The organism is Cetobacterium sp. (assembly GCF_048470075.1).
GTDB lineage: Bacteria > Fusobacteriota > Fusobacteriia > Fusobacteriales > Fusobacteriaceae > Cetobacterium_A.
Map to the genome: position 1 here is coordinate 1 of NZ_DBGBQB010000341.1, position 11,767 is coordinate 11,767.

Annotated in this window: 9 protein-coding genes and 1 pseudogene; 8 read left to right on the forward strand and 2 right to left on the reverse strand. The window is 32.0% G+C overall.

What is annotated here, in order from left to right; all coding sequences use genetic code 11:
• From tilS to ACMOUI_RS11925, 6 genes are all read left to right on the forward strand, one after another.
• The coding region (gene tilS, locus ACMOUI_RS11900; protein WP_418965909.1) for a tRNA lysidine(34) synthetase TilS at window positions 1-484 on the forward strand (484 nt) is incomplete at its 5' end.
• On the forward strand, window positions 474-2,648 hold the full coding sequence (ftsH, locus tag ACMOUI_RS11905) for an ATP-dependent zinc metalloprotease FtsH (RefSeq protein WP_418965910.1): 2,175 nt from the start codon (window positions 474-476) through the stop codon (window positions 2,646-2,648). The genes tilS and ftsH, both read left to right, overlap by 11 nt.
• Before the next feature lie 121 nt (window positions 2,649-2,769).
• Complete coding sequence (gene rpsO, locus ACMOUI_RS11910) at window positions 2,770-3,030, forward strand: 30S ribosomal protein S15 (protein ID WP_418965911.1); 261 nt, start codon at window positions 2,770-2,772, stop codon at window positions 3,028-3,030.
• Between the two features lie 57 nt (window positions 3,031-3,087).
• Window positions 3,088-4,215: a YibE/F family protein gene (locus ACMOUI_RS11915; RefSeq protein WP_418965912.1), complete on the forward strand. Its 1,128-nt coding sequence runs from the start codon at window positions 3,088-3,090 to the stop codon at window positions 4,213-4,215.
• Between the two features lie 162 nt (window positions 4,216-4,377).
• Window positions 4,378-5,889 carry a YfcC family protein gene (locus tag ACMOUI_RS11920; protein WP_418965913.1) on the forward strand — a complete coding sequence of 504 codons (1,512 nt, stop codon included), beginning with the start codon at window positions 4,378-4,380 and terminating at the stop codon, window positions 5,887-5,889.
• Between the two features lie 14 nt (window positions 5,890-5,903).
• Window positions 5,904-7,337: an aminoacyl-histidine dipeptidase gene (locus ACMOUI_RS11925; RefSeq protein ID WP_418965914.1), complete on the forward strand. Its 1,434-nt coding sequence runs from the start codon at window positions 5,904-5,906 to the stop codon at window positions 7,335-7,337.
• Between the two features lie 46 nt (window positions 7,338-7,383).
• On the opposite strand, the gene ACMOUI_RS11930 is transcribed toward ACMOUI_RS11925, so the two are convergent.
• Both ACMOUI_RS11930 and rpsT read right to left on the reverse strand, forming a co-directional pair.
• Complete coding sequence (locus tag ACMOUI_RS11930) at window positions 7,384-7,890, reverse strand: KdsC family phosphatase (RefSeq protein WP_418965915.1); 507 nt, start codon at window positions 7,888-7,890, stop codon at window positions 7,384-7,386.
• A gap of 65 nt (window positions 7,891-7,955) precedes the next feature.
• On the reverse strand, window positions 7,956-8,216 hold the full coding sequence (rpsT, locus tag ACMOUI_RS11935) for a 30S ribosomal protein S20 (RefSeq protein ID WP_418965916.1): 261 nt from the start codon (window positions 8,214-8,216) through the stop codon (window positions 7,956-7,958).
• Between the two features lie 267 nt (window positions 8,217-8,483).
• Between rpsT and ACMOUI_RS11940 the strand changes: the two genes are divergently transcribed.
• Together ACMOUI_RS11940 and ACMOUI_RS11945 are read left to right on the forward strand one after the other, a co-directional pair.
• Window positions 8,484-10,946, forward strand: a complete 2,463-nt coding sequence (locus ACMOUI_RS11940; protein WP_418965917.1) for a helicase C-terminal domain-containing protein — start codon at window positions 8,484-8,486, stop codon at window positions 10,944-10,946.
• 14 nt (window positions 10,947-10,960) lie between these two features.
• A pseudogene (locus ACMOUI_RS11945) lies at window positions 10,961-11,767 on the forward strand (phosphohydrolase); the annotation flags it as partial.

Sequence of the window (11,767 nt, forward strand, 5' to 3'; positions counted from 1 at the left end):
GTTATTGAATAGTAATGGAAGTAAGGTAATAAAATTAGAAAAAAATTTTGTTTTAAAAAAACAATATAAAAATGTATGGATAGAGAAGGAAAGAATAGATAATTTAGAACATATTAATGAAACTATTGTGGAAAAAATACCATTTAAACGAGATTTTAATGGTTATATTATAGAAGCTATTGAAAGTGACAAAAGCTTTTGTAAAAATGAATTTTTAACAAATTTGAAAATAGGTGACACTGTAGAGATCAGAACAAGAAAGGACGGGGATAGAATAAAACCTTTAGGAATGACATCTTATAAGAAATTGAAAGAGATTTTTATAAATGAAAAAGTTCCAAAAGACATGAGGGGAGAGATACCATTGGTGGTAAAAAATAACGAAATTGTTTGGGCTTCAGGAATAAAGAAAAGTGAAAGCTTTAAAGGTGAGAAAAATAAAAAAGGAATTAAGCTAATCATAAGGAGGCAAGATGAAGAATAGAGAAGATAATGAAAAAATGGCATTGTATAACTTCATTGAAGAGGAGCCAAAAAAAGATGAAAGCGACGACGATGAAGCTGAAAAAGACAATGACAAAAAATCAAAAGAGGAAAAAGAGAAAGAAGAGCTAGAGGAAAGAAAAAGAAAAATTAAAGAAAAATTAAAAGAGGGTATAGATAAAGGAAAACAAGATAAAGACTCAAATGACTCAAGAGAGCTAGGTGGGAAATTTAATTTAAAAGGTTTTGTAATGTTATTATTTATAGTGACAATAATATTATCTCTTCCAACAATGTTCTCTAAATCAGACTCAACAAATGTAAAAACAGTAAGCTATACTGATTTTTTACAGGATGTAAAAGATAATAAACTTGTTAGAGTGGATGAAAGAGAGGGGTATATCTATGGATATACTGCCGATAAAGATGCCTCTGCTGTAAAAGCTAGAATGATTACAGATAGATTAGGTGGAGATCCACAATTAGTTGACTTAATAGAGAATAAAAATATTCAGATACAGTCATTACCACCTCAAGAGTTACCATTCTTATTGAATATGTTAGCATCTTGGTTCCCAATGTTACTACTGATTGGAATTTGGATATTCATGTTAAATAAAATGAATAAAGGTAGTGGAGGAGGACCTCAAGTATTTAATATGGGGAAATCAAAAGCTAAAGAAAATGGAGAAAACGTATCTCAAGTTACATTTGCTGATGTTGCAGGAATTGATGAAGCAAAAGTGGAGCTAGAGGAGATTGTACAGTTCTTAAAAGAACCTGATAAATTTAAAAATTTAGGAGCTAAGATTCCAAAGGGAGTTTTACTATTAGGAGCTCCTGGAACAGGTAAAACTCTATTGGCTAAGGCCGTGGCTGGAGAAGCTGGAGTTCCATTCTTCAGTATGTCAGGATCGGAGTTCGTAGAGATGTTCGTTGGAGTTGGAGCATCAAGAGTTAGAGACCTATTCTCTAAGGCTAGAAAAAATTCACCTTGTATAATTTTTATAGATGAGATAGACGCCGTGGGTAGAAAAAGAGGAAGCGGTCAAGGTGGAGGAAATGATGAGAGAGAGCAAACACTGAATCAACTTCTAGTTGAAATGGATGGATTTGGAAGCGATGAGACAATAATTGTTTTAGCTGCAACAAATAGACCAGAGATTTTAGACAAGGCCTTAATGAGACCTGGAAGATTTGATAGACAAGTGGTTGTTGATAGACCTGATATAAAGGGTAGAGAAGCTATTTTAAAAGTACACTCAAGAAACAAAAAATTTGCTTCAGACGTAGACTTTGAAGTAATTGCTAGAAAAACTCCTGGATTTGTTGGAGCAGATATAGCTAATATGCTTAATGAGGCTGCAATTTTAGCAGCTAGAGCTGGTAGAGATGAGATAAACATGTCCGATCTAGAAGAGGCATCTGAGAAGGTAACAATAGGACCAGAGAGAAAATCTAGAATGGCTGTTCAAAAAGAGAGAATAATAGTTGCATACCATGAAGTGGGGCATGCAATGACTCAAAGATTATCGCCAAACACAGAGCCTGTTCATAAAGTTACAATAATTCCAAGAGGAATGGCAGCTTTAGGATATACAATGACTCTTCCAACAGAGGATAGATACCTGAAATCTAAAAATGAGTTTTTATCTGAACTTGTAACTCTATTGGGAGGTAGAGCTTCAGAGGAGATTGTATTTGGAGATATAACAACAGGAGCAAGTAATGATATTGAAAGAGCAACAGCGATAGCTCATGCAATGGTAACTAAATATGGTATGAGTGACAAGTTTGGACCAATAATGTTAGATGCTACTCGTGATGGGGATATGTTCCAGCAAAAACTTTATGGAGAGACAACTTCAAAAGAGATAGATGATGAGATTAGAAGACTAGTTACAACAGCTTATAATAAAGCAAAAGAGATTTTAACTGAAAATAGAGAGACATTAGAGAATATAACACAGGCTTTATTGAGATTAGAGACAATAACAGGTGAAGAGTTAGATGAGATGTTACAAGGAAAAACAGTTGAAAGAATAGAGAAGGAAAATAAAATAGAAGAGAAGTTAGCGGATTTAAAAGAAGAGGAAAATAAGCTAAAAGAGGAGCTAAAACAGAAAGCTTCACAGTCAGTTTTAGATGATCAAAAAGAGGTTTAGTTTAAAAAATAGACTTTACTAAAAAAAGAACTTATGATATAATTAAATTAATCTATGCTAGGATTTACGATTAAGCCCCGTAGACCTTGGCTTAGATATTAAATATTTAGGAGGAAGTAAAATGGCTATAAACAAAGCAGAAATAATCAGTGCTTACGGAAAAGATGGGAAAGATACAGGATCTACAGAGGTTCAAATCGCAATATTAACTGCACAAATCAACCACTTAACTGATCACTTAAGAACTCATAAGAAAGATTTCCACTCAAGATTAGGATTATTAAAAATGGTTGGAAAAAGAAAGAGACTTTTAAGCTACTTAATGAAGAAAGATATCGAAGGATACAGAGCACTTATTGCTAAATTAGGAATCAGAAAGTAGTATTTAAGACGAGGAAATTTTTCCTCGTTTTTTTTATATAATAAAAAGGGGGGTTGAATGAAAAAGATAGTTTTATTATTTTTGATAATAGTTTCAATGGGATTATATTCTCAAAGTTTAGATAATACTGAAAATACAGGTAGTGAAGAGTATATAAAAGGTAAAATTTTATATTTAGAAAGCACTGTAAAAAGTGGTTATAATGGTGAAGATGGAATTAAAGAGATAGAGGAGTATCGAGTTAGAGTTTTAGAGGGTGATGATAAAGGAAGAGAGATTTTAGTTCAATCCCCAGTCTATTTAGAAAAGGCTTATAATATCTTTTTAAGAGAGAATCAAAATGTAGTTCTCTATAAAGAAAAGGAAGCGGGAAAAAGGAGCACATACTATATAGTTGATGTTGATAAAAGGGAATCAATATTGGCTATAATTGGGATTTTTGTATTTTTAACTATCTTTATAGCAAAATATAAAGGTGTGAAAGCTATTCTATCATTGATTATTGTTGTAGGAATAATTTATGAAGTGTTTTTACCAATGATATCAGTGGGATATTCTCCTATACTGATTTCAACGTTAACAGCACTATTATGTTCAACAATTACAATACTTTTAACTACAGGATTTTCTCAAAAGGGTCTGGTCGCAATCTTGGGAGCTGTAGCAGGAGTTATAATTGCGGGGATAATATCGATGTATTTTTCATATAAGATGGCTATGACAGGATTTGTATCAGTTGAGGCTCTAAATTATTCAACACTTCTTCAAGGTATAAGGGTAAGAGAGATTATATCAGCTGGAGTTATTCTAGGAAGTATGGGAGCTGTCATGGATGTCTCTATGTCTATCTCCTCAGCTTTAACAGAGCTAAAGAAAAGGGATTTAACTATAACAAGAAAAGAGATTTTTGACTCTGGAATGAGAATAGGTGAAGATATAATAGGTACAATGGTAAACACTTTAATATTGGCCTACATAGGAAGTGGAATACTATCAACTCTATTCATATATCTACAAAAAGAGCAATTCCCACTAATAAGAATTTTAAATTTTGAATCTGTAGCGGCAGATATTGTGAGAGCATTTGCTGGAAGTATTGGTATATTAGTTGCAGTACCAATAACTTCATACCTATGTTGTATTCTATTTGTAAAACAGAATGAGATAGAATCTAAAGAGAGCTAATTTTTTAATTAGCCTCTTTTTTTATTACTATTACCTATAAAAGTAATTCTAAAATATATTTGACAATCTAAAATATAGAAGGTATAAGAGTAATATGGAACATAATACAACGAAAAAGGAGGAAGTATAATAGATTTATTGTAATCTATTGTGCGAAACAAAATGACAAACAAGAAAAAAAGAGGTTTCCCCACGGCATTTACTGTACTTTTTATTATTCTTATTTTAGCTGCAGGTCTTACTTATGTAGTTCCTTCAGGAAAATTTTCAAGATTGGCTTATGAGTCCCAATCAAATGAATTTGTTGTTACTGATCCCAATGATTCAGTAGTAACCTTTCCTGCAACACAGGAAACGCTAGATAAGTTTAAAATTCAGTTAGGACTGGATAAATTTGTAGATGGAGTTATTCAAAAACCAATAGCTATTCCAGATACCTACACTAGGATAGAGCAGCGACCTCAAGGTCCACTGGATATAATTAAAGCTCCCATAGAAGGAGTATTTGATACTGTGGATATAATGGTATTTGTTTTAATTTTAGGAGGAATAATTGGAATTATCAATAAAATTGGAGCTTTTGACGCAGGAATAGCAGCACTTTCCAAAAAGACAAAGGGAAAGGAGTTCATTCTTGTTGTTCTAGTATTTTTGTTGACAACTCTTGGTGGGACAACCTTTGGGCTAGCAGAGGAAACAATAGCTTTTTACCCAATTCTTATGCCTATCTTTCTTGTCAGTGGTTTTGATGCTATCACATGTATAGCAGCAATTTATATGGGATCCTCCATAGGAACAATGTTCTCAACTGTGAATCCTTTTTCTGTTGTAATCGCATCCAATGCTGCTGGAATTAATTTTACAAATGGTTTAACATATAGAGTCATTGTACTTGTATTAGGATCGGTGATAACACTTGCTTATATCTATTGGTATGCTAAAAAAGTTAGATTGAATCCTGAAGCTTCACTAGTTTATGAAGATGAACATGTAATTCATGAAAGATTTTTAAAGGACTATGACAGCGAATCTAAGGTTCAGTTTACTATAAGAAGAAAGCTTGTACTTCTTATTTTTACATTGGCATTCCCTATTATGATTTGGGGGGTTGCTAGAGGTGGATGGTGGTTTGAGGAGATGTCAGCTCTATTTTTAGCAGATGCCATATTGATAATGATTTTTTCAGGGTTATCCGAAAAGGACTGCGTAAATACTTTTATTGCAGGAGCTGCAGATCTGGTTGGAGTTGTTTTAACTATTGGACTTGCAAGATCCATAAATATTGTTATGGACAATGGCTTTATTTCAGATACACTATTGAACTATTCAGCGGAACTGATAGCACAGATGAATGGAGGAGTTTTCGCAATTGTAGAGATGATTGTATTTTCTGTACTGGGATTCTTTATCCCATCCTCATCAGGATTAGCGGTTTTATCTATGCCTATTATGGCGCCTCTTGCAGACACTGTTGGAGTTTCGAGAGAGGTTGTTATAAATGCCTATAACTGGGGACAGGGACTTATGTCATTTATAACTCCCACTGGACTTATTCTTGTTACTCTTGAGATGGCAGAAACAACTTTTGATAAATGGTTAAAATATATACTTCCTCTGATGGGAATAATGGGAGTTTTCTCAATTGTTATGTTAGTTATAAATGCGTTATTATGATTTGGAGGTATTGAATGAGAAAATTAGCAAATTTAAGTCCTGAAAGAGTTTTCTATTATTTTGAAGAGATATCTAAAATACCTAGAGAGTCTCATCATGAAAAAGCAGTGAGTGATTATGTTGTCAGCTTTGGAAAAAAAATAGGGCTTGAAACATATCAAGATAGCTCTTTCAATGTAATTTTAAGGAAAAAAGCATCCCCTGGGTATGAAAAATCACCAGGCGTTATTATTCAAGGTCATTTGGATATGGTATGTGAAAAGGAGATAGACAGTGATCATGATTTTTCAAAAGATCCCATTGATTTAGTGATTGATGGCGATAGGTTAAAAGCTAATAAAACCACTTTAGGAGCTGACAATGGAATTGCTATTGCAATGGCAATGGCTCTTCTTGAAGATAACTCCTTAAAACATGGACCTTTGGAATTTCTTGCAACCACATCTGAAGAGGTGGATTTAGGTGGAGCTCTTTCCATAGATTCAACAATACTAAAGGGAAGTATGCTTATAAATATAGATTCAGAGGATGAGGGTGTTCTGACAGTGGGATCAGCTGGGGGTATAGAGCTAAACATAGGTATACCTTTTATTAAAGAATCTAAAGAATCACTTTTATCTTGGAGCATTGGAATTCAAAACTTTTCAGGGGGACACTCTGGAGTTGAGATTCATAGGCGAAAAGGAAATGCAAATAAAGTTATGGTAGAGGTTTTGAAGAGAATTAATTCCAGAGAAAATATCTTTTTAGTAGAGGTTTCAGGGGGAAGTAAAGATAACGCTATTCCAAGAACTGCCCAGGCTATAATCGCTTCTAAAACAGATATCTCATCAGTGATAGAGTGCACGTTAAAAGAGGTACTTGAAGGATATAAAGAGTTTGAACCTCTAGTTCAAGGAGAGGTAAAAAAAGTGGATATTTCCCCTGAGGTTATCGATAAAAAATCCTTTGAAAGATATTTAAGTTTAGTTGAAGAGATACCTACGGGAGTGAATACATGGATGAAAGAGTATCCAGAGATAGTTGAATCGTCAGATAACTTAGCAATCATAAAAACACATGAGGATACAATTCAGGTGATTGTTTCTTTAAGAAGCTCTGATCCAAAAGTTTTAAAGGAGTTACAAGATACTATGGTAGCCACTGTTGAAAAAAATGGAGGAAAGTATCACTTCTCTGCTGGTTATCCTGAGTGGAAATTCAATCCTATATCCCATTTAAGAGAAAAAGCTCTAGAGATATATAAAAAGTTATATAAAAAAGATATGCGTGTTGAGGTTATCCATGCTGGCTTGGAGTGTGGAGCTATTTCTCAGAAATATCCACATATGGATATTATAAGTATAGGGCCTAATATCAAGGATGTTCACACTCCACAAGAATCTTTAGATATTCCGTCCACTGAAAGGGTTTATAACTATCTAAAGGAGTTATTAAGCTCTCTTTAGAGTAAAAAAATAGAGGCTAACCTATTTTAAAAGGTAGCCTCATTTTTTATTGCTCAGTTGGAACAAAGTGATTAACAACATTGTCCCATAGGTTTTCTTTTTTTAAAATATATTCTATAAACTCTCTAACAGCTCCATCGCCACCATTCTTACTAGATATGAAATCAGCTATTGAAAGAATCTCATTGACCGAATCTTTTGGAGCACCTGTTAACTTACACTTTTTCATAACGGCTAAATCAATTAAATCATCACCCATATATGCTACATTGTTATAAGATATACCATATTTTTCCAAGATTGTATCCAAAGTTGCAATTTTATTTTTTATACCTTGATGAATCTCTTTTACTCCTAGTTCTTGACAACGTTTAGTCACAATTTGAGATGTTTTTCCAGTTATTATAGCAATCTCTTTACCTTGAGCTATTGCCTGTGTTATTCCTAAACCATCTTTGACATTAAAGGCCTTTATTTCATCTCCAAGATTTGATACATAAAGTTTTCCATCAGTGAGTGTTCCATCAACATCTAAAACTATAAGCTTAATCATAACCCCTCCTTAAAAAATAAAAATAAAACTGGGGAATTTCCCCAGTTTTACCTCAATAGCATTGATTATAAAGCGTTAACTCTTGCAGCTAATCTAGCTTTTCTTCTAGATGCTGTATTCTTTTTCATGATTCCTTTGCTTACAGCTTTATCTAACTCTTTGTAAGCTACTGATAAAGCAGCTTTCGCAGCCTCAACCTCTTTAGTTTCTACTGCTACTAAAACTCTTTTAAGCATAGTCTTTACTCTAGATTTTACAGCTTGATTTCTCTCTCTGTTTCTCTCTGCTATTATAACTCTCTTTTTTGCTGATTTTGAATGTGCCAAATCAAAAACCTCCCTTTAATTTTAAATAAAATTTTCATAACATAATAACATAAATAACGCTTTATGTCAATATGATTATACTGTTAAGTATAAGTATTTTAATTTGACAGGTAAGCATAAAAAGAGACACAATATTTACAATGGACCTAAAATATTTTAACACATTTAGCACAAAAAAAGAAGATAAATAAAAAAATAATTTATATTTTCTCAAAAAAAGGGTATTATATTATAAGAAAGAATATAACAAAAGAAGAAAGGATACAGATGAATATAGAAGAAAAAATATCTTTAACTGCACGAGAGAAGATTAAGTTAGAGATAGAAAAAGTTGATGGAAATGAAGTATTTTTTAGAGGAATTCCCGATGAAGAAGGTATAGTAATAGAGGTAGAAGTTCTTGCAAGAGGAAACAAATATTCAGTACCAGCAATATTAAAAGCGATGAGAAAAGGTGAGGTTATAATACATAATCATCCCTCAGGACATCTATACCCTTCAGATCCAGATGTAGAGATAGCTGCAATATATTCAAATAAATTGGATGGAGCATCATACATAGTAAATAATGATGCAACAGATATCTATATCATTGTTGAATTAACTCAGAAAAAAAATGTAAAGATAGATATAAAACCCTATTTTGAAAAAAAAGGGCTTTTAGCCGGAGTCTTTAAAGAGTTTGAATATAGAAATGAACAACTAGAGATGGCTGAAGTTATTGAAAAAGGGTTAAATACAGAGACGAAGGTTATAGTTGAAGCTGGAACTGGGACAGGAAAGACTCTAGGTTATCTTCTCCCTGCAATAGAGTGGAGTATAAAAAATAAAAAAAGGGTTGTAATAAGTACAAATACGATAAATTTACAGGAACAACTTTTAAATAAAGATATACCTATTGCTAAAAAAGTTATCCAGGGAGACTTTAACTATATGTTAGTTAAGGGTAGAGGAAACTATCTATGTAACAGAAAACTTCACAATGTTGCAACAGGTGATATTGTAGATTTTGAAGAGTATAGCCAAAGTCAAAAATCACAGTTTAGAGAAGTTGTAAAATGGGGAGGAAAAACTGAAACAGGGGATAAAGCGGAACTTCCTTTTGAAGTGGATTATTCCATATGGGAGCACTTTCAAAGTGAAAGTGATATGTGTGCAGGAAATAAATGCCCATTTAAATCAGAGTGTTACTTTTTAAAGGCTAGAGATGAAAAGAAAAAGGCTGATATTTTAATAACGAACCATCATATGTATTTCTCTGATTTAGCTATAAGAAAAGAGATTGGCTTTAATACAGAGTATTCAATATTACCAGAGTATGAGTTAGTTGTTTTTGACGAGGCTCACAATGTTGAGAAAGTAGCAAGAGACTACTTCTCCTATGAGATTTCAAAATATGGTTTCACTAAGACTATGAATCAGATTTACACAATGGAAAAGTCTAAAAAAAGAGGGACAGGAAGCTTAGATGTATTAATAAATTATTTGAAAAATTGTGATTATGATGGAAAAAAAGGTATAGAATCAGACTTGGAAAATGATATAAAATTAAGACATCGTAACCTATTTAACTCAGGAAGAGCATATTTTAATTTTTTAATAGAGATTTTTTCAAAGGGACAAATGGGAAGTATAACATATAGATTGAAAAAAAATGAGTTTGAAAAAGCTGTTTTTTATAATCAACTGGACAATTTAAAAGATGAGTTTGTAGTGGATTTATCCTCATATTTAAAAAAAATAAGAACTATTTTAGGCAAAATTAAAGATATAGAGGATAAGGAGGGATATGTTAGCGACTTTTCCAGATATATAGATAGATTGGATGGATTTTTTGAAAATTTAAAATTTATTAACTCCTTAGATGATGAAAAATTTATATATTGGGCAGAGGTAAATGGAAAAAAAAGTAACTCTAAATTAGTTGCAACACCTCTTAAAATAGATGGAGAGTTGGATAAAAATCTATATATGAACCTGAAGCAGATGATTTTTACATCAGCTACAATAGCTATAGGAAATGACTTTACATATTTTAAGGAGAGTATAGGACTAAAGGAGAAAACTTTAGAGAAGGTTATACATTCACCATTTGATTATAACAATCAGATGAAAGTATATCTACCTAAAGATCTTCTAAATCCAAGTGACCCTAAATTTATCGATAGCATTAAAGACTTTTTAAAAAATTTAATATTGAAAACTTCAGGGAAATGTTTTATACTATTTACTTCATATAGTACCTTAAACTACATGTACTATATGATAAAAGATGAGCTGGAGGACGCTGGATTGAATCTATTGATTCAGGGACAAGCTCCTAGAACACAACTTGTTAATATGTATAAAAATATCAAAAATCCAGTTTTATTTGGAACGGATTCATTCTGGGAAGGAGTGGATATAAAAGGGGAGCAACTGAGTTCTGTAATAATAATAAAACTTCCATTCAAAGTCCCTAGTGACCCTATAACAGAGGCTATAATAGAGAATATAACTCAGCAGAATAAAAATGCCTTTGTGGAGTATCAGATACCAGAATCTGTGATAAAGTTTAAGCAGGGAATAGGAAGATTGATCAGAAGTAAAAGTGATAAGGGAATAATAACTATATTGGATAATAGAGTAATAACAAAGAGCTATGGGAAATATTTTAAAGATGCAATACCTACAAAAAATATAAAAATACTTACTAAAGAAGATGTTTTAAAAGATATTTCTAAAACCTAAAAGGAGTAACTAATATGAAAAAAATTGAGCTATTTGGTCTAAGTTTAACTTTTAAAATAAATAAGAAAAACGCAGACGATGCTGAATTATATACTAAAGATCATCATTTAAAAGAAAAAATATTTTATTTAATTTTAATGATAATGCTTATAGTTATTAGTTCAAGAAGTGGCTATATAGTAAATAAACAGAAGTATGATGTGGGAGATGTGGCAATTAATGATATATACTCCCCTAAAAGTATTCTTTTTAATGACAGAGATAAAAAACAAGATATTATAAAAAATCTTATGGAAAACTCAAAAAAAGAGTACATATATGTTCCACAGGCTGGAACAGTTTATATTTCAGGAGCAGAGTATCTTTTTGATGAGATATTGAAGAAAAATTTTAAGAAAAATAAATTATATTTAGATAAGGTTGAAGATATAATTGGAAAACAATTACCCCCTAGATTGATAGTGGAGTTGACACAATTAAATAAAAAAGAGCTATTGGAAACTAGGGAAAGAGTAATAGGTTTTTTAACAAAGGCCTATGCTACAGGTATTATTAGAGAGAAGGGAAGTTTAACTATATCCCCTCCCAATGATGAGCTTTTTTTAGAACTGCCAGAGTTTGATAAAAAAATTGTTGAAAATTTTTTAACTGCAAACTATATATATGATGAAACTAAAACTAAAAACTCCATAGCAGAAAAAATCTCACAGATAGATGATCAAATTTTGGATATAAAAGCTGGAACTTTACTTGTAAAAAAAGGGGATATAATAACTGATAGTAGAGCTAAACTATTGGAAGCAGTTGGAATATACTCCTAT